17 protein-coding genes and 1 pseudogene are annotated in these 17,897 nt (G+C 57.6%); 12 read left to right on the top strand and 6 right to left on the bottom strand.

Annotated features, from left to right (window positions below; translation table 11 throughout):
* Positions 1-56 precede the first annotated feature (56 nt).
* Both AVI_RS23665 and AVI_RS23660 read left to right on the top strand, forming a co-directional pair.
* A complete protein-coding gene (locus AVI_RS23665; protein WP_012650504.1) occupies positions 57-392 on the top strand; it encodes a helix-turn-helix domain-containing protein in 336 nt (111 codons plus the stop codon).
* Complete coding sequence (locus tag AVI_RS23660) at positions 385-1,629, top strand: type II toxin-antitoxin system HipA family toxin (RefSeq protein WP_012650503.1); 1,245 nt, start codon at positions 385-387, stop codon at positions 1,627-1,629. Before AVI_RS23665 ends, AVI_RS23660 begins: the two co-directional genes overlap by 8 nt.
* A gap of 454 nt (positions 1,630-2,083) precedes the next feature.
* On the opposite strand, the pseudogene AVI_RS23655 reads toward AVI_RS23660, so the two are convergent.
* The 4 genes and pseudogenes from AVI_RS23655 to AVI_RS23640 form a co-directional block, all read right to left on the bottom strand.
* Positions 2,084-2,974 (bottom strand): annotated as a pseudogene (locus AVI_RS23655) (transglutaminase family protein).
* A 93-nt stretch (positions 2,975-3,067) separates the two neighbouring features.
* On the bottom strand, positions 3,068-4,168 hold the full coding sequence (locus AVI_RS23650) for an extracellular catalytic domain type 1 short-chain-length polyhydroxyalkanoate depolymerase (RefSeq protein WP_012650501.1): 1,101 nt from the start codon (positions 4,166-4,168) through the stop codon (positions 3,068-3,070).
* Positions 4,169-4,359: 191 nt separating this feature from the next.
* Positions 4,360-4,521, bottom strand: coding sequence for a DUF1398 domain-containing protein (locus AVI_RS31765; RefSeq protein WP_322267445.1), 162 nt, complete (start codon positions 4,519-4,521; stop codon positions 4,360-4,362).
* Positions 4,522-4,818: 297 nt separating this feature from the next.
* Positions 4,819-5,280 (bottom strand): MarR family winged helix-turn-helix transcriptional regulator, encoded by a 462-nt coding sequence (locus AVI_RS23640; RefSeq protein WP_012650499.1) that lies wholly within the window; start codon positions 5,278-5,280, stop codon positions 4,819-4,821.
* A 470-nt stretch (positions 5,281-5,750) separates the two neighbouring features.
* Here AVI_RS23640 and AVI_RS29315 point away from each other — a divergent pair, with 470 nt between their 5' ends.
* From AVI_RS29315 to AVI_RS23610, 6 genes are all read left to right on the top strand, one after another.
* On the top strand, positions 5,751-6,260 hold the full coding sequence (locus AVI_RS29315) for a response regulator transcription factor (protein ID WP_071206036.1): 510 nt from the start codon (positions 5,751-5,753) through the stop codon (positions 6,258-6,260).
* A gap of 17 nt (positions 6,261-6,277) precedes the next feature.
* Positions 6,278-7,192, top strand: coding sequence for a hypothetical protein (locus AVI_RS23630; protein WP_012650497.1), 915 nt, complete (start codon positions 6,278-6,280; stop codon positions 7,190-7,192).
* 63 nt (positions 7,193-7,255) lie between these two features.
* Positions 7,256-7,753 carry a YciE/YciF ferroxidase family protein gene (locus AVI_RS23625; protein WP_012650496.1) on the top strand — a complete coding sequence of 166 codons (498 nt, stop codon included), beginning with the start codon at positions 7,256-7,258 and terminating at the stop codon, positions 7,751-7,753.
* A 146-nt stretch (positions 7,754-7,899) separates the two neighbouring features.
* On the top strand, positions 7,900-8,616 hold the full coding sequence (locus tag AVI_RS23620) for an IS6 family transposase (RefSeq protein ID WP_012650495.1): 717 nt from the start codon (positions 7,900-7,902) through the stop codon (positions 8,614-8,616).
* A 355-nt stretch (positions 8,617-8,971) separates the two neighbouring features.
* On the top strand, positions 8,972-11,092 hold the full coding sequence (locus tag AVI_RS29310; RefSeq protein WP_187152414.1) for a PAS domain S-box protein: 2,121 nt from the start codon (positions 8,972-8,974) through the stop codon (positions 11,090-11,092).
* Positions 11,093-11,131: 39 nt separating this feature from the next.
* A complete protein-coding gene (locus tag AVI_RS23610; protein WP_041699307.1) occupies positions 11,132-11,848 on the top strand; it encodes an IS6 family transposase in 717 nt (238 codons plus the stop codon).
* A 94-nt stretch (positions 11,849-11,942) separates the two neighbouring features.
* On the opposite strand, the gene AVI_RS23605 is transcribed toward AVI_RS23610, so the two are convergent.
* Together AVI_RS23605 and AVI_RS23600 are read right to left on the bottom strand one after the other, a co-directional pair.
* Complete coding sequence (locus tag AVI_RS23605) at positions 11,943-12,479, bottom strand: NUDIX hydrolase (RefSeq protein ID WP_012650492.1); 537 nt, start codon at positions 12,477-12,479, stop codon at positions 11,943-11,945.
* Positions 12,472-14,157, bottom strand: coding sequence for a Na/Pi cotransporter family protein (locus AVI_RS23600; protein WP_012650491.1), 1,686 nt, complete (start codon positions 14,155-14,157; stop codon positions 12,472-12,474). Before AVI_RS23600 ends, AVI_RS23605 begins: the two co-directional genes overlap by 8 nt.
* 371 nt (positions 14,158-14,528) lie before the next feature.
* Between AVI_RS23600 and AVI_RS29305 the strand changes: the two genes are divergently transcribed.
* From AVI_RS29305 to AVI_RS31870, 4 genes are all read left to right on the top strand, one after another.
* The gene (locus tag AVI_RS29305; RefSeq protein ID WP_012650490.1) at positions 14,529-14,843 is read left to right on the top strand and encodes a transposase; all 315 of its coding nucleotides are present in this window, start codon (positions 14,529-14,531) and stop codon (positions 14,841-14,843) included.
* On the top strand, positions 14,794-15,489 hold the full coding sequence (locus AVI_RS31880) for a transposase (protein WP_417883973.1): 696 nt from the start codon (positions 14,794-14,796) through the stop codon (positions 15,487-15,489). The genes AVI_RS29305 and AVI_RS31880 overlap by 50 nt, the downstream gene beginning before the upstream one ends.
* 65 nt (positions 15,490-15,554) lie before the next feature.
* Positions 15,555-16,736 carry a cache domain-containing protein gene (locus AVI_RS31875; protein ID WP_417883957.1) on the top strand — a complete coding sequence of 394 codons (1,182 nt, stop codon included), beginning with the start codon at positions 15,555-15,557 and terminating at the stop codon, positions 16,734-16,736.
* Complete coding sequence (locus tag AVI_RS31870; protein WP_417883956.1) at positions 16,639-17,673, top strand: methyl-accepting chemotaxis protein; 1,035 nt, start codon at positions 16,639-16,641, stop codon at positions 17,671-17,673. Before AVI_RS31875 ends, AVI_RS31870 begins: the two co-directional genes overlap by 98 nt.
* The last annotated feature ends 224 nt before the right edge of the window (positions 17,674-17,897 follow it).

Below are 17,897 nucleotides of genomic sequence, written 5' to 3'. Positions count from 1 at the left end.
AAATATTGTCAGCTTCGTGCTACATAAAGCTAAATTCTGTAGCGCGAAGGGACCACATGCCCACTCCCCATCAACCATCGGCAGCTGTCAGGCGGGCTTTGCGAAAGCTTGGTGCGGATATCCAGGATGCTCGCCGCCGCCGTAAGTTGCCGATGGCAGTCGTGGCAGAGCGAGCCTTTACCTCTCGCTCCACGCTACAAAAGATCGAGGCGGGCGACACGAATGTCAGCATCGGAATCTATGCGGGCGTCCTTCAAGCTCTCGGTCTCCTCGACGGGCTGACCCAGCTTGCTGACATCAGCAACGACAGTGTCGGCCAGGCGCTTGCCAGTGCGGATCTGCCGAAGCGTGTTCGCCTGAAGCCCGCGTCGGGATCGTCTCGCGATGACTGACTTCGAGGCTCATATCGACCTTGCTGGAGAGACTCGTAGAATTGGTCTTGCGAGGAGCAATCGCATCCGCGGCTCCGAGACCATACTGTTCGAGTATGACGATGCCTGGCTGAAGGATCCTGATCGCTTCTCGCTGGAACCCGCGCTTGCATTGACCCGTGGGGCCTTCGCTCCGCCGGCAGGATTGGCGACGTTCGGATCGATCGGCGACTCCGCCCCCGACACCTGGGGACGACGGCTCATGCAGCGCGCCGAGCGTCGCAGTGCGGAACGCGAGGCGCGAGCTGTTCGCACCCTCGCCGAAAGCGACTACCTGCTGGGCGTCGCCGACGAAACCCGTCTCGGCGCGCTTCGATTCCGGTGGGTCGGGGAGGAGGTCTTCCAGGCTCCGATCCAGACCGGCGTTCCGGCCGTCATCGAGCTTGGTCGGCTTCTGCAGATTACTGAGCGCATTTTGCGTGACGAAGAGACTGACGAGGACCTCCAGCTCATTTTCGCTCCCGGTTCGTCACTGGGCGGCGCTCGACCGAAAGCATCTGTCATCGATCAGCATGGCCATCTTTCCATCGCCAAGTTTCCAAAAGAGACCGACGAGTACAGCATGGAGACCTGGGAGGAGATCGCCCTCCGACTCGCCGACCAGGCCGGCATCGCCACTCCGCAACACCAGCTTATCGAAGTGGCCGGAAAAGCCGTCATGTTGTCTCGTCGCTTCGACCGCAACGGCGCCATCCGCGTTCCATTTCTGTCAGCGATGGCAATGATGGGCGCCAGGGATGGCGAGCGCGGCAGTTATCCGGAAATTGTCGATGCGCTCGCCGAGCACGGGGCGCAAGGGAAGAGCGACGCCCATGCTCTTTATCGGCGCGTGGTCTTCAACGTGCTGATCTCCAATGTTGATGATCACCTGCGCAACCACGGATTCTTATGGTTGGGGAAAGCTGGCTGGTCGCTGTCGCCGGCCTACGATCTCAATCCTGTTCCAACCGATCTCAAGGCACGGGTGCTGACCACCAATATCGACCTTGACGAAGGCACGTGCTCGCTTGATCTTCTGGAAGCTGCATCGGGATATTTTGCGCTCACGCTGGCTCAGGCACGCGTCATTATCAAAGAGGTCGCAACCGTTACCTCTACTTGGCGAGATACGGCCAAGGCGATCGGCGCGCGGAATAGCGAAGTCAATCGCATGGCCAGCGCCTTCGAGCACGAGGACCTACAGCGAGCGCTTGCTTAGTTTTATTATGTAAGTGCAGCGAGCAGGCATGGAATTCTCGGTTTCGGCATGAGTTTTTTTTCGCTAAAAGCAGCCTGTTGGTTTTCACGCGGAACTGAGCCCCCCTTATCTGCCTAACCGGAGTTCTGCGTGGAAACCAACACTCAAGGTTACCGGTACAATCACCTCGGAGGTTCTGACGGCTTTCGGGATTGCGGCGCAGTAGTAGGATGCGGCATGGGCATGAAGGTAAGTCCAGAATTCTAAATTCGACAGATCTTCGTACGAATAACCGTTTTCAAAACAGCGTTTTCAGGCTGCCTACGTCGGAATGCACAAGGGCTGTCGAGCAACTCAATGAAGCTTCTGATTTTGCAACTGAAGTAGCAGTTTTAACGGGTCAAAGGTTCAGGTCGGTTCAAGACCAAAGGTGCAGCTCGACAACGCGAGAATTGAGCCACGTCAATCCACCGTTCTACAGCCGCGCCGCTGAGGCCGGGTCGATTGCTTTGACTTCTACGGCCACGTTCATTGACAGGAAGGCCGTTCGACCCGCCTATGAAACTCCCTGAAACCGGAACGGCGTGGGCGATGTCGCGGGTCACCGCGACTGGGATGAGGTTGGCGCCGCCCATGCTGCGGTTCGTCGGGTCGAGTGTGATCCACCCGGCGCCGGGGACGAAGACCTCCGCCCAGGCATGCGTCGATCCACTATCGGTCGATCCTGTGAGTGCTCTGTTCGGATTGAACAGATAGCCTGAAACGATGCGAGCGCCGAAACCCAGGCTGCGCACAGCCTCCGCGAACAAAACGGCAAAATCCCTGCAGGAGCCCCAACCCCGATCGAGGGTCGTCAGCGGCGCCTGCGTGCCTTCCTCTTCCCGGCTCTGGTACGAGATAGAAGACGCGATGCCCAGACTGATGTCTTTGAGGAGGGACAGGGTATCCGTCGGTTCGCCAGCGACGAAGCCGCGCATCCACGTTCGAAGCCGCTGGTCGACATCGTCAAATTGTTGAACCGCGAGAGCTCCGAGATCAGTCCCGTCACGATCGGCGTAGAGGAATGGGTAGTTGATCGCAGACGCTGCGATGTCGAACACGGGCCATGCCGACGCAGTCAGGTCGACGGTCGCCAGACTGTCCACCACGAGGCTGTCACTGTGGGTCCGAAACGTCGCCGAAGCGATCGCGTTTCCGAATACGTCGTCGACCAGCTCAGTTCAGCCTCAGGAGACGTCGAGATGTCATGGCCCAGCAGCTTCAGCTCCCGGCCCTCTCCGGGCCGGAGCATAAGGCGGTGCACCAGCAGCGATACGTCCTCTCGAAAACTGTAGGTCGTGCGGTGATGAATGGTGAGCATCGGCATGGAACAGACCTCCTCGGGCCATGGTGAGGCAGACCGTTGCTGGGAAACACGATGAACGCGATCCGTGTCTTCGACACACTGCGCCAGCCTAAATTATCGAATTAGCCCTGCGGCGCGAAGCGCGTCGTTGATAACCTTGCCGACGCCGTGATCATGTCGATCGCCGACGTTATTCACAGCGCCTGGTTTTGCATATGCCATTGCCTTGGCGATAACATTTTCAATGCCTGAGGGAACCGCGTCGTGCTTCAAGTCAGGGTTGAATACCGCCTCGGTTGCGGCGACATCGGCATCGTCGGCAAGGCCCCATGTCCTGGCAATGCGCGTCGTCGAAGAAATTCCGGCCTCCAGCATGAACGGTCCGGAGTGCCCCAACGGGGCTTTGGCTGCGAACGACAGGGGAACACCGTGCGCCATTCCCTTGATGAGATAAACCTCCATGACCGCTTTGCCGCTTTCATCGAGCCAGGCCTTACGGCTGTGGCCATTGACGGACTCGATCAAGTCCGGTGTCGCGGAGATCTGATGCATGCCGCCCCATTGATGGGCAATCTGCTCGGCATTGATCGGCTTGACCGTCTGGTCGTGCGTCCCGTGCCAGACAGAAATCGGCGGCCATGAACCCCAGCTGGAAGCTGCGGACATCAGGGCCGATTGAAGCTGACTTTCGCTCGGCGGGTTATGGCCCCGCATCCGTTCGAAAGCCTGACCCACTCCTGAGGCCGTTCCGTAAGGAAGCCCGCCAATGATCGCGCCGCCGGCAAACAATTCGGGATAGGTCGCCAGCATGACGTTCGCCATCGCGCCTCCGGCCGACAGTCCCGTGATGAAGACACGTTCAGGATCTATCCCCTGCGACTCGATGACGTGCCCGATCATCTCCCGGATCGCAAGAGCTTCGCCCTGATCACGCCGGGTGTCGCCCGGCTCGAACCAGTTGAAACACAGATTGGCGTTATTGGCGCGCTGCTGCTCCGGAAACAGGACCGCGAATCCCTTCTCTTCCGACAGCTTCGACCAACCGGAGCCATGATCATAAGCTGCAGCGTTCTGCGTGCACCCGTGTAGGACGACGACGAGCGGTGTTTTCGGAGCCAGGATGGTCGGCAGATAAAGCCAGCACTTCAGCTTACCGGGGTTCGCTCCGAAGTTTTTCACTTCGATCAGTTGCCGTGAATTGGAGGGTAACGTCACTTCCGTCTCCTTTGCCCGTCTTGGCTCAAGGACTATAAGTGGGTACGAATGCTGCGCTGCACAAATTTTTTCGAGAGGAGATTAAACCGAGCGACTCGCTCAAACGAATTGCCGGTCACCCAGCGCAGGACAAGCGGCAGGGCCGAGGAAGAGTGCGGGTATAATTCCGCCCTCCATGATGCCGGTGGGCTTCATGATTTGGCCGCCGGCTGCGTCCCGGGAAAATACTCGGTGTGGGTCTCGCCGGTGCGGCCGTAGTAAAGCACCCGCTTGCCCAGAAATGAGACCAGGTAGCCCGCGCAGCCCGCCCCGGCCACCTTGGCGCAGAAGCCCTTGTAGGTGTAGCCCGGCACCAGGGCCTCGGCCTCGCTGATCGCTTCCTTGACCGTGGCCGAGTCGAAAAGCTGGGCGACCGGTTTGGTCCGCGTTGCTTCCAGTTCGACGGCTTCGCCGTCCGGAGGTAATAGATGGCGGTGGCGCGGCGCAAATCGACCGCATAGCCGTCGAAGCCGGCCTCGATCAGTGTGCCGACGATCTGCGGGAAGGTCATGGTGCCCGATTCCGCGCCCTCAAGGCAAGTGCGGGCCACATTTTCCCATTTGGTCGTCATGTCAGTGTCCTTTCGTGGTGAGATGTGAGGGTGTCCGTCATCAATCGACGGGCATGGATTTGAGACCGTGTTTCTCTACGATCTCCCGCAGGGTGCAGAGCAGAACCGCGCGGTCATCCGGTGCCAGGTGATCGAAGAATTCGGCATCGTTGAGGTCGGCCAGCGCCGCCAGTTTCGGCACAAGGGCGCGGCCAGCGGACGCGAGTGAAAGCGTCTGGGCCCGCCCGTCCTCCGGATCGGCGACGCGCACCAGCATCGATTTGGCGATCAGCCGGTCGGCCAGCTTTGAGATGGCGCCGCGTGTCATGCCCATACGCTCAGCCAGACGGCTCGGAGCAAGGGCTTCGTCCTCCAGCAGATGGCGCATCAGCACCCATTCCGCCACCGTCACACCATGCGCCTCAACCTTGCGGGCAAAGGCTTGCGAGACGTGGTTGGAGACGTGGCGTAGCCAGTAGCCGAGATGGGCGGTCAAGTCCGACGCGGGTTGGATTGACGGCATGGGGCTCTCCAGTGATTGACAAGGAAACTATATCAGGAAAGTTTCCTAGTCAATCATACTCTTGTGCAGACGGCGCCGCGGTCTGCCTTTGATACAGCGGGCGAGGCTTCAAGACCGAAGAGAATGAGGTGTTTCTGCACAGCCTGCCCCGCGACGCCCCATCAGCCTCTTACCGGGGTTCCTTGGGAAGAACGATATGATCCACTCGTGGTGCAATGAGTCGCAAGTGAATTGGTTCAAGGCTCATATCCCGTGTATTCGCGACAGACTTCAAACGTGAAATGGCAAAGGAGTTCGCGCCAACCGCCCCATATTTAAATGCGTTCCGCACACTCTCGCGGGCACGGAAGTCGAAAAATCATGATCCAAGACATGATCGAAGATGACAGCCTGATCCGCATCAAGATGCCTGTGACCTAGGCTGACCGACTCACGGTCTACGATGCCGAAACTCGGCAGAAGCGCTGAACGTGCTGCTGCGGCATCCGAAAATCAACATGCTGTTCACCGATGTTGATATGCCAGGCGACATGGATGGCTTGAAACTCGCCGCCTCGGTCCGAAATCGCTGGCCGCCCATCCGACTTATCGTCACGTCTGCATTGCGCGCCGTCACCTCCGCTTCGTTGCCGGTTCCCGCGCGGTTTTTCCCCACGCCTTACAACACCCAAGCGGTAATGCGTCCGATGCGGGAGATGGGGCTTAATTCTGGCTGCCAGATGGAGAGGTTTGCGGCTGGAGCGGCGAGACTAACGGTTTCCGATACGGTCCTCAACACCCAGTTGATATCGAAGACGAACGCCGCGAAGGCGCCGTCCGCAAGGATGGCACGCTCGGTATCCGTCGGGACTGATCTATCCATTCAAAAGCATGAGAGCGGCGGTGTCACCCCACACTGCCATTCTCATTTACGGCGCGCGGTAGCCCAAGCGGAACATCGACGACATTTGCGAGTTATGGTGGAACTCACGATCCCGTGAACACCTAAGGGGCCACCATGACCGAACCCGTTTCTACCCACCTCTCGCGCGATATCGCCTATGGCGTCGATGGCGGATCGACCGCAGCGCTCTACAAAGTCTCGTGGGGCGCCATCCTTGCTGGCGTTTTCGTCGGACTGGCTGTCCAGTTTCTTCTCAACCTCCTTGGCGTGGGTATCGGCGCAGCGGTTATCGACCCGGCGCGTTACGATAACCCCGATGCCAGCACATTCTCGATCGCCGGCGGTCTGTGGTTTGTGGTCGCCGGTCTGATCGCCTCCTTCGTCGGTGGCTACATCGCCAGCCGTCTTTCCGGCCGTCCGAGCAATTCGACCGGCGGCTACCAGGGTCTGACCACCTGGGCGGTGACCACGCTGGTTATTCTCTATTTGCTGACCACCTCCGTCGGCGCTCTGGTCGGCGGTGCGTTCAGCGGTCTGTCGAGCATTGTCAGCGGCGTTGGCAGCACGACGGCGACAGCGGTGACCGCAGCAGCCCCAGCGATGGCCAACTCGGCAAACCCAATGGCCGGGATTGAACAGCAGATCCGCGACGCCTCGGGCGGCAATGATCCGGAAGCGCTGCGCAATGCTGCCATCTCCGCAGTTCAGGCCGCCGTCACCGGCGACACTGCAAAGGCGGACGATGCCCGCAACCGTGCCGCGGACGCGATCGCCAAGGCCCAGAACATTCCGGTTGATCAGGCCCGCACTCAGGTCGATCAGTACATGAAGACTTATAATGACAACGTGCAGGCTGCCAAGGCCCAGGCGCTTGAAGCTGCACAGACCGCGACCAAAGCCGTCTCGGCCGGTGCGATCCTCGGCTTCATTGCTCTCCTGATCGGTGCAATCGCCGCCTGGTTCGGTGGGGTCTACGGCACCAAGCATAACCTTTATGCCACCGAGACCTCCGTTCGCCACGTCCGTTAACATTGCCGGCCCTCTCCACAAAGGGTTGGCTTCTTTTTTCCTCTCATCATTTGGAGCGCCATCATGGCCAAAGCTATCAAAACCCTCGACGAACTGTTTCACGACACGTTGAAAGACGTCTACTTCGCCGAGAACAAGATTGTCGAAACCCTTCCAAAGCTGCACAAGGCTGCCAAGAGCAAGCAGCTCAAGGACGCTTTCGAAAAGCACATCGGCGAGACCAAGGTCCACGTCGAGCGTCTGGAGCAAGTCTTCAAGATCATCGGCAAGAAGCCTGAAGCCAAGACCTGCGATGCGATTCTGGGCATCACCGACGAGGGAGACGAAATCCTGGAAGAATACGAAGGTTCTCCCGCCCTCGACGCCGGTCTGCTTGCCGCCGCACAGGCGGTCGAGCATTACGAGATGTCACGCTACGGCACCCTGCGCGCCTGGGCGCTTGAGCTTGGCCTGAAGGATGCAGCCAAACTGCTACAGACGACGCTCGACGAGGAACAGGCGACCGATATTGCGTTGACTGGTATCGCCACCTCTGTCGTCAATGAGAAGGCAGAAGGCTGAGGCGAATTTCCGACTTTCGCAGCCGAAGCGGGGTTCCGCTCCGCTTCGGCCTAATACCGTCTAACGATCTCCTCTCGGCGTTGGAAGTAATCAATGGGGCACTGTAAAGTTAACCTGGCATCGATCAACATTTGGGATCTTGTGGCATGACCAGATTTGCCCGTGATCCTCTTTATCGTCGCCATCGATTTCCAGCCGAGGTGATTGCCCATGCCGTTTGGCTCTATTTCCGGTTTCCGCTGAGCCTGCGGATGGTCGAGGATATGCTGGCTGCCCGTGGCCTCATCGTCTCTCACCAAACCGTGAGGCTCTGGGCGGAGAAGTTCGGCCGGCATTTCGCCAATGACATTCGGAGGCGCTCAGCCGGCAGGCTCGGTGACAAATGGCACTTCGACGAGGTTGTCATCACGATCGCCGGCAAGAAACATTGGCTCTGGCGCGCCGTCGATCAGGACGGTTTTGTTCTCGACGTGCTGGTGCAAAGCCGCCGCGATGCCAAGGCGGCAAAGCGTTTGATGCGAAAGCTTCTGAAAGGGCAATGCCGTGCGCCGCGTGTGATAATCACCGACAAGCTTCGATCCTACGGTGCGGCGAAGCGTGATATCATGCCCGGTATCGAACATCGCTCGCACAAGGGCCTGAACAATCGGGCCGAGAATTCTCATCAGCCTGTCCGACGGCGTGAAAGGATTATGAGGCGCTTCAAGTCAGCGAGGCACCTTCAACGGTTCGTTTCCATCCGCGATCCGATTGCCAACCTCTTTCACGTTCCCCGCCACGACATTCCATCCACCCATCATCGCGAATTGCGAGAAACAGCCATGCAAACATGGTACCAAATCGCTGGCATTCAAGCCGCCTAAACCAAAACCTCAACCCCAAATCATGACTGCGAAGCGCTAAGTTTACATTGCCGCTGGGACAATTCCACTAGCGTCTGCTCGCCTCGGATGGCGGCGAGCGCCACCTTTGCCTTGAAAGCCGGGCTATGGTTCCGGCGCGGTCGTCTTGTCAGGGTATCTCCTGTTCCCGGCACCTAAGCCGAAGTCAGGCAGAAACTCCACTTATCCTAGCTGTGCAGATTTCCCGAGCCAGCTCTATATGGTAAAGCCACCTGTTCTGTTGATCGAGATCTTGATCGGTCGCAGTGAGCGCTCCTAATTAGAGCCATTATCCTATACATTCTTGTGAATGTCTGGTATAGCGCGGCTCTTATCAATGCGCGAAATCAAGATGCCGAAACTGAATGCTCAAGCTCCTTCTAACGGACGGCGTGGGGACCTGGCCCGGTCGATCGACACGATCGACTGGAGTTTCACGGGGTTAGGGCCGCGCGCGGCGTGGCCTACGGTGCTTGAGCAGACGCTGAGTCTGGTCCTCAGTGCCGGCGTTCCGATGGCAATTCTCTGGGGTGAGGACGGCTGGGTCCTCCATAACAGTGCCTACGCCGATTTCGCGGGTCAGCGGCACTCCGCGTTTCCCGGCCGGCCGATTTCAGAGGCCTGGCCCGAACTGGCAGCGCTCAACAGCAGGGTCGTCAAGGTCGTGTTGGGCGGACGAACTCTCTCTTTTCGCGACCGTCATGCCGTCATTGAACGGGGCGCAGGCCCAGAAGATGTCTGGCTCAATCTCGACTTCAGCCCCCTCCTCGATGCGAATGGGATACCGGCCGGCGTTCTGGTGATCTTGAAAGATACGACGGAGAGGGTTCGTGTCGAGCAGCGGCTGGAGATCGCCCAACAGGCCGGCGGTGTTGGCACATTCGAATGGTTTCCGGCAAGCGGCGAACTCCATGTCTCGCAGGAATACCGGAAAGTCTGGGGTCTAGACCCCGATATCCGCATCACGGATGATCTTCTTATCAGCTTGCTTCACCCAGATGACCGCGCGGTTTCCGGCCCTGCGCGACTGGGACAAAGCAACCCGCTCGAATATGCCGAGTACCGCCGTATCGATCCGAAGACGGGGGACACCCGTTGGATCGCACGGCGAGGCCAGGTGATATCCAGTGAACGCAGCGGCCGGAGACGCTTCGTCGGAATCGCTTTCGACATCACCGACCGCAAGCAGGCGGAAGTCACGCTGCAAAAGAGCGAAGAGCGCTGGCGCGGGCTGTTCGAGCAGATGCATGAAGGCTTCTTCACCGCCGAGGTGGTGCGGGACGCCGAAGGTAGGGTCATAGACTTTGTCTTTATCGACATCAACCCGGCATTCGAGCGACAGACGGGGCTGATTGCCGCCCAGACGATCGGACAGCCGGTGCGCGAAGCGATACCAGGCGTTCAGGACGAATTGATCGCCACGTATGGAGAGATCGTCGACACCGGACAGGCCAGGCAGTTCGAGGTCTACATCCCGGCACTGGGAAACCGCTGGTATGAGGCGCATGCCCGCAAGGTAGGGCCTGAACGTTTCGCCGCCCTTTTTCTTGACATCACCATCCGCAAAGCTGCTGAGAAACGTGTTTTTGAAAGCGAGGAACGGTTCAGGACGCTTTCGCAATCGATGCCGAACCACGTCTGGACGGCGCGTTCCGATGGATCGCTCGACTGGTTCAATGATCAGGTGTTTGCCTATAGCGGCATGAGCGCGGAGCAATTGACTGGCAACGGGTGGGCCGCGATGGTGCATCCCGATGATATCGATATCGCCGCGCAGGAATGGACAGAAGCTCGTGCCGCTGCCAGGCAATATCAGGTGGAATTCCGTCTGCGCCGCCATGATGGCGCCTATCGATGGCATATTGCACGCGCCGTCCCGATCAAGCCCGAGGGGGGCGGTGTCGCTCACTGGATCGGCACCAATACCGACATTCATGACCAGAAGGAAGCAGAAGCAGCCCTCGAAATCAGCGCCGCTAAGCTCGAGGCTCGGGTCGAAGAGCGAACAGCCCAGCTACTCGAAATGCAAAACGCCTTGCAGCAATCCCAAAAGATGGAGACGATCGGCAAGCTGACCGGCGGCGTTGCGCACGACTTCAACAATCTTCTCCAGGTCATTTCGGGGAATCTCAATCTTCTGGCCAAGGACGTGGCCGGAAACGAGCGCGCCGAGCGGCGTGTCACTAATGCTCTTGCCGGTGTGATCAGAGGAGGCAAGCTGGCAAGCCAGCTTCTGGCATTTGGGCGACGACAGCCTCTCGCGCCGAAAGTCGTTCATCTCGGCCGGTTGTTAACGAACATGGATGATCTCTTGCGTCGCTCTATCGGCGAAGCGATCGAGATCGAGACGATCGTCTCAGGCGGCCTGTGGAACACGTCGATTGATCCGACGCAGATGGAGAACGCTGTTCTCAACTTGGCCATCAATGCTCGCGACGCGATGGATGGGGCATCGTAACGTTAACCCCTCGGCGATTGCCCTGTGCGATTTTGCGGCATGACCCAAACCGTTCGTGATCCCCTTTATCGCCGCCACCGGTTCCCAGCTGAAGTGATTGCTCATGCCGTCTGGCTTTATCTTCGCTTCCCGCTCAGCTTGCGCATGATCGAAGACTTACTGGCGGCGCGCGGGATAACTGTCTCGCACCAGACAGTCCGCCTTTGGGCCGAGAAATTCGGGCGGCGCTTTGCCAATGAAATCCGGCGGCGATCGGCCGGAAAGCTTGGCGACAAATGGTATCTCGATGAAGTCGTCATCTCCATTGGCGGCAAGAAACATTGGCTCTGGCGCGCCGTCGATCAGGATGGTTTCGTCCTTGACGTCCTTGTCCAGAGCCGCCGCAATGCCAAGGCTGCAAAGCGTTTGATGCGAAAACTCCTGAAAGGACAAGGCCGTTCGCCTCGCGTGATGATCACCGACAAGCTCCGGTCCTACGGTGCGGCGAAGCGGGAGATCATGCCCGCCGTCGAGCATCGTTCACATAAGGGACTGAACAATCGGGCAGAAAACTCTCATCAGCCGATCCGAAGGCGGGAGCGGATCATGAAGCGCTTCAAGTCGGCACGACACCTTCAGCGTTTCGTTTCCATCCACGACCCGATCGCCAACCTCTTCCAAATTCCCCGCCACGACACTTCATCTCTCCATTATCGCGAGCTGCGAGTAGCCGCGACGCAGATGTGGAGCGAGATCGCTCATCTTCAGGTAGCCTGATTGCAGACCTCGTGCCCTAACTTGACCCGAGGTCCATAAGTTTACAGTGCCCACCGACGGCATGCGTACCTCGTAATGGCAGCGCCAACCGGCTTCATTCAACCAAAGCACCAATAAGCGAAGCCTCCCTGACCTTCCCTGGCTTATTCAATTTGGCAGCCACGCATCCCAGCATACTTCGTAGCTCAGGCTCCCTGATCCTTAAGGCAGCGTCGTGAGGCGAAAGCCAGACAGCAACTCTCTGACCTTGCTCCGGAAAGTTGTTCGCGATCGAACCAACCTTAAGCAGATGGACTTGGACGACGGACGGCACCTTGTCACCGCCCTCCAATGTTTTGAGATAGGTGTAATAACCAAAGGCTCGCTTTTTAGCCTTGCCCTTTATGCCGGCCTCTTCCCAAGCTTCCCGCTCCGCGACCTGATGGGGAAGCTTCTGCTCAATCGGCCAACCTTTTGGAATGATCCAACGACCGCTGTCTCGCGCAGAAATCAACAGTACTTCGACTTCTGCGGACACCGGATGACGCCGATAGCAAATCGCGGCGTACTGCTCGATTGCTCGTCCAGAGAACAGCTTTTCGGCTTCCTCAGCCAACTTCCCGAGATATGTTTTCGGCCTCTTTTTAGACATTGGCATCCCAACGTGTCTTTCCATCCGGCCCCGCCGTCCGACTTTGTAGAAGCTGCCCCTTCCCTTCCAGGACGGGATAAGCGGCGGCAGCAACCAAATGCGAATTGATCTGCTTGAAGTCTCTTAACAGGTCAAGATGAAGCGAGCTTGTCTCGGCCGTATCGATGCCGCCGCTACGCAGTCGCTCAAAGTGAGCGTCGGTCCCTTCTCGCTCGGCCCTACGAAAGATCACTTTCTCGTTTGCTAGAAGCCTTGCTGCGCGCTCGTCCTGCGTCATGAAAAGGCCGGCAGCCGTCTGAAGATTGGTTAGGAGTCGGTCAAAGAGGTGGTTGAGCTCGCGCTGGCCTTCTTTTGAGAAGTTCAATCCCCGGCGGATGCGTTTGGCGAGATGAGGCAATAGGTTTTCATTAAAAACATCACCCGCATGCTCCATATTCATGGAAAACAGGAGGATTTCGTTTAACCGCCGCGTATCGGCTTCACCAAGCTCTTCGGGATCAATGGATGTCAGATAGGCCTTAAGTGCGAGGTTAAGGCGTTCGATAACATTGTTCATCGCACGCAACCCGGCCAACGACTTCCTATCCGTGCTGGACATGGCCGCCTTCGCGCCCTTCAACATTTCCGTCAAAACATCCACGAGGCGAAGCGCTTCCCGTGCACCGGCACCTAAGGCCACTACAGGCGTCTCTTTAGCGGCTGGATCGAGATATTTTGGTTGAGCCGGATCCGCTTGGTTCAGTCCGCGCGGCAATAGCCGAGTGATCAGATCAGCATAAGGGCGTAGAAATGGCATGAAGACGAATGCCAGCACCAAATTGAAGGCTGTGTGAAAGTCAGCGACTGCTCTGGCGGTGTCGTGTGAAAGCCGGTCCGAGAGATCAGTAATGGGTTGTAGGAGCATTAAGGCTGCGATGACCCCGAAAATTCGTGTGATCAGGTTACTGATCGGAAGGCGCTTTACCGAAAGATCCGGGCCTGAATGACCTTCGATGACTAGATTGATTGCCGTTCCCAGATTTGCTCCGAGCACAAGGGCAAATGCCTGGTACGGGTCGATCAGTCCCCTGCTCGCCAGCGATACGATGAGAAGCACGACCGCGACGCTTGAATGCGCTGCCCAGGTTACAATCGCCGCCAAGAGGACACAGAGGACTGGCGTGGAGGAAATGTTTTCCAGGATGCTGACAAGGATTCTCGAGCCTTCATACCCAGTCATCAGAACGAGGAGTTGGTGGAGCGCCAGTAGCATGAACCCGAGACCAATGAAGACCCGGCCAAGATCATGAACCTGCGGGTTTGCTACCCTGCGAAACATCAAGACGCCGACCAGGATTAGAGCAGGCGAAACTGCAGCAACATCGAAAGACAAAACTTGCACGATCAACGTCGTCCCGACATTCGCTCCAAGCATTATGGCCAGGCCTGGGACCAGATCGACAAGACCACCGGCCGCAAACCCTGAAGCCATAAGGCCCGTGGCTGTGCTGCTTTGTAGAACCGCGGTCACACCTACGCCAGCAAGAAACGCCTTTACTCGATTACTCAGTGCGTGACCAAGGACTGACTTCAAATTTGGCCCGAACGCGCGCTGTATCCCTGTTTGGACCATCCGCGTACCCCACAGGAGAAGGGCAATATGTCCGGCGAGGGCGATGAGCCCGCCAATAAGTGCCATGTTAGTCCTCAGATTGCAGGAGGAAACTCGATCAGCAGACAGCTGCAAATCACTCTATCTGATTAGCCGACTATGGTTTCCCACTATTAGCAACATTGCAAGTCACATTGTCACAAAAGTGTCATATCCAATATGCATGTTTACAAGCAGATGGATAACGGGCAATTTTGAGGACGGACAAATGCGTTTGATAACATGGAATAACGCAATGAGAACGCAACAATCAACGTAATCTAAGCCCCCAATCTGGGATCCGTGAAGATGATAGTTCCACTAGGCGGTGTGGACGGATTGCCGCAAGTTTAATTTCTGCGATTCCCAAATCCGTATTTGAATGATTCATGGGTTGCCGGTTTCAGAGGAGATCGGCGATGCTGACGAAGATGACAGAAGCGGACTGGACGGTCGCACTTGAGGTTTTCCGCGCCTCGCTTCCGCGGCGGGGCGACAAGGGTCGAGATGACCGGCTGTTTTTGGAGGCCCTGCACTATTTCTCCGTCAACAATATCACCTGGCGCGGTCTGCCGGAGCGCTATGGACATTGGAACAGTGTCTGGAAGCGCTTTTCCCGATTGAGCAAGGCGGGTGTTTTTGAGATTTTCTTCGAGCACCTTGCCAGCCTGAGCACGTCGGCCGATCTGGTTCAGATGTTCGACAGCACCGTGGTGCGCCGCATGTTTCGGTAGCAGGAGCAAAAGGGGGCAATATGGCCAAGCGCTTGGCCGCTCGCGAGGCGGCTTCTCGACCAAAATCCACCTGAAGACCGATTTCGACGGACATCCCATCGCCTTTGATCTGACCGGGGGCGAGAAAGGTGACGCTCCGCACTTTCCAATCCTGCTTGGCCTTGGCCCCGATGTAGATCCCCGCGCCGCCATGGGCGACAAGGGCTATGACAGCAAGGCTAACCGCCAGGCCGCAAGAAGGCGGGGTGCGGTTCCCGTCATTCCTTATCGTTCAACGGCAAAAATCAAAGCCGACGTTCTTTCCCAAAGCGCTCTACAAAGGTCGCGCCCGCATCGAGCAAGCAATCGGAAAACTCAAGCGCTTCAAGCGCGTTGCGCTACGATGCGAGAAGACCAAACAAAATTTCTCCTCCATCGTCGCAATCGCCGCAGGCTTCATCTTGATCAAATCCGTCCACACTGCCTAGTTGAAGGCGGCCTGAATGACGAGATGCGGTTGCTTGAGGTTCCATGTCGACGCCAGATTTCACGCTCGATCTCAATAAGACAATTCGTATCTGAACTGCGTTCCGTTCGCCAAACATACACCCATTTCCCCTTTCGTGGAAAGCGATGGCGTCCTCCTCCTCACAGAGGATCCAGATAATTCATTAAGTAAAACTGAACGCTTTTTTGGTAAATCTCACTCGATCATTGTTGCGGGGAAAAACGATGAACGTATCGGTTCGTAAACCCATTTGGGTCAAAATGACGGTGTATGGATTTGGCGCGGTGCTGTTTGCCAGCGCCATGATCGGCGGGCAGGCCTGGTACCGGCAATCGACAGCCAATGACGAGGCTCTTTATAGCAAAGCCGGAAGCGCCCTTTCGGTGATTCAAACCGATATGGCAGCAACGCAAAGAGCTGCGGCTGCCGTTGCCCTGGCGCTTGCAAGTGATCCGGACACCGCAAATCTAATTCTTACCAAGGGGCGCCAGCAGTTTCTGACCAAGTACGGCTCCGGTTTGCCGTCGATTTCCAAAGAAGGCGGCCTGCAGTTCGTGACATTCGTCGATGCAAACGGTTTTGCGATCGCTCGCCTTCACGCGCCCGATAAATTCGACGATGACATGAAGGGCCGCCGGATAGTGATCGTCAAGGCTCTTTCGACCGGCAGGGTTGTGTCTGGTATCGAGCCCGGCCGCGCCAGCATCGGTATGTATGCCTCAGCTCCAGTGGTCAAGGATGGCAAAGTCGTCGGCATAGTCGATGTCGGCACCGAGCTGTCCAACCCTTATTTCGGGCCGATTGCCGACCGGATCGGTGGCAAGATTGCTGTCAACGTGGTTTCAGAAGGCAAGCTTCAAATCCAGGCCTCGACCCAGGACGGTAAGTCCATGTTGACGCCGGAAGAAATTCAGGCAGCATTCGACGGCAAGCCTGCATTCGAGCGTATCTCTTCCGGCGGGCGCGATATCGTCGTCCAGGCTATTCCCTTCACAAACTTTTCCGGTGACCGCCTTGGCGTCTTCGAAATCGGTGCCGACGCCACGGACATTCTGTCAGCAAGCACCCGTTCGCTCTGGGCAACCGTAATTGGCAGCGTGGTTGTGTCGCTTCTGTCGCTGATCGGTTTCCTGATGTTTGCGCGTTCCTTCTCCAAGGTGATCGGCGCGATGGCGTCGGCTGTTCGGGTGTTCAAGGAAAATGCCGAACGCTCGCGCAATCTCGAAAGCGAGGCTGCCCATCATCGCCATCAGACGGAGGCACGAGCGCGCACGTGCGGCAGAAATCGAGCGCAAGCGAGCAGACGAAATGGCCGAGGCCACACGGTCACTCGCCGAAGGTCTGCGGCATCTCTCCGACGGCAACCTGACCTATCAGATCGAGCGGCCCCTTCCCACCGATTTTGAATCGCTTCGTTCCAACTTCAATCAGGCCGTCGGCCAAATGTGCGAGACAATGAGTGCGGTTGCTCAGACAACCACAGCAATCGACGGTGGCTCGCGCGAAATCAGCGCAAGTGCCGACAACCTGTCTAAGCGGACCGAGCAGCAAGCGGCATCGCTCGAACAGACCGCAGCCGCCCTCGACCAGATTACGACCAATGTTACGAATTCGACCAAGCGTGCTGACGAGGCAAGAACGGTCGCGATTCAGGCAAACGACAGTGCCCGCCAGTCTGGCGCGGTCGTCGCCTCCGCCGTGAATGCGATGGGTAAGATCGAGCAATCGTCGGGACAGATCTCCAATATCATCGGTGTCATCGACGATATCGCTTTCCAAACCAATCTTCTTGCCCTGAACGCCGGCGTCGAAGCAGCGCGTGCGGGCGAGGCTGGAAAAGGATTTGCAGTCGTTGCCCAGGAAGTACGTGAACTAGCGCAGCGATCGGCGAAGGCTGCCAAGGAGATCAAGGACCTCATTCGCAATTCCAGCATCGAGGTTGAGCAAGGCGTGAAGCTCGTCAGCGACACCGGCGAGGCACTGAAGGCGATCGAAGGATACATCGTGACGATTAATCAGCATATGGATTCGATTGCTACATCGGCGCGCGAGCAGTCGGTCGGCCTTTCGGAGGTCAATACCGCGGTCAACAAAATGGACCAGGTCACCCAGCAGAACGCCGCGATGGTCGAGGAGACGAATGCCGCCAGCGCCACTTTGGCCACCGAGGCGAGCAACCTCCGGGAATTCGTTTCGCGCTTTAGGTCGGACGCGAACGGCCCTGTAGTCGCGCCGATGCAGGCAAATATCCTGGTTCGTCATCAGTCGCCTGCCCGCTCGATAACGAACCGTGTGGCCAATACGTTTGGTGCTTTGGCTGCAACGGCTGATTGGCAATTCTGACTTCATCAGCGCGGCTGAAAAGCTAAACGTGCTTTTCCAGACCATCAGATATCGGTCAACCGCATCATTGGCGTCAGTCTTGTTCAGCGTCTCGTTCAGGACCTTTCGCGTGTGTCGAGCTTCTATGCAGATCGCAGGAATCCCCTCAGCTGTCAGCGTATCTCCATCTTATCGGGGGCAACCACCCCTGCCAGCCATTGCTTAGAAAATGGCCATGGAGCGAA

Source organism: Allorhizobium ampelinum S4 (assembly GCF_000016285.1).
In the GTDB taxonomy this organism is placed as follows: Bacteria; Pseudomonadota; Alphaproteobacteria; order Rhizobiales; family Rhizobiaceae; genus Allorhizobium; species Allorhizobium ampelinum.
This window is presented reverse-complemented; position numbering and strand designations above follow the sequence as displayed.

Excerpts from the sequence above, each read along its gene's own strand:
- AVI_RS23665 (WP_012650504.1), top strand. The coding sequence starts at position 57 with ATGCCCACTCCCCATCAACCATCGGCAGCTGTCAGGCGGGCTTTGCGA.
- AVI_RS23660 (WP_012650503.1), top strand. The coding sequence starts at position 385 with ATGACTGACTTCGAGGCTCATATCGACCTTGCTGGAGAGACTCGTAGA.
- AVI_RS23640 (WP_012650499.1), bottom strand. The coding sequence starts at position 5,280 with ATGCCGTCAATCCAACCCGCGTCGGACTTGACCGCCCATCTCGGCTAC.
- AVI_RS23630 (WP_012650497.1), top strand. The coding sequence starts at position 6,278 with ATGACCGAACCCGTTTCTACCCACCTCTCGCGCGATATCGCCTATGGC.
- AVI_RS23625 (WP_012650496.1), top strand. The coding sequence starts at position 7,256 with ATGGCCAAAGCTATCAAAACCCTCGACGAACTGTTTCACGACACGTTG.
- AVI_RS23620 (WP_012650495.1), top strand. The coding sequence starts at position 7,900 with ATGACCAGATTTGCCCGTGATCCTCTTTATCGTCGCCATCGATTTCCA.
- AVI_RS29310 (WP_187152414.1), top strand. The coding sequence starts at position 8,972 with ATGCGCGAAATCAAGATGCCGAAACTGAATGCTCAAGCTCCTTCTAAC.
- AVI_RS23610 (WP_041699307.1), top strand. The coding sequence starts at position 11,132 with ATGACCCAAACCGTTCGTGATCCCCTTTATCGCCGCCACCGGTTCCCA.
- AVI_RS23605 (WP_012650492.1), bottom strand. The coding sequence starts at position 12,479 with ATGTCTAAAAAGAGGCCGAAAACATATCTCGGGAAGTTGGCTGAGGAA.
- AVI_RS23600 (WP_012650491.1), bottom strand. The coding sequence starts at position 14,157 with ATGGCACTTATTGGCGGGCTCATCGCCCTCGCCGGACATATTGCCCTT.
- AVI_RS29305 (WP_012650490.1), top strand. The coding sequence starts at position 14,529 with ATGCTGACGAAGATGACAGAAGCGGACTGGACGGTCGCACTTGAGGTT.
- AVI_RS31875 (WP_417883957.1), top strand. The coding sequence starts at position 15,555 with ATGAACGTATCGGTTCGTAAACCCATTTGGGTCAAAATGACGGTGTAT.
- AVI_RS31870 (WP_417883956.1), top strand. The coding sequence starts at position 16,639 with ATGGCCGAGGCCACACGGTCACTCGCCGAAGGTCTGCGGCATCTCTCC.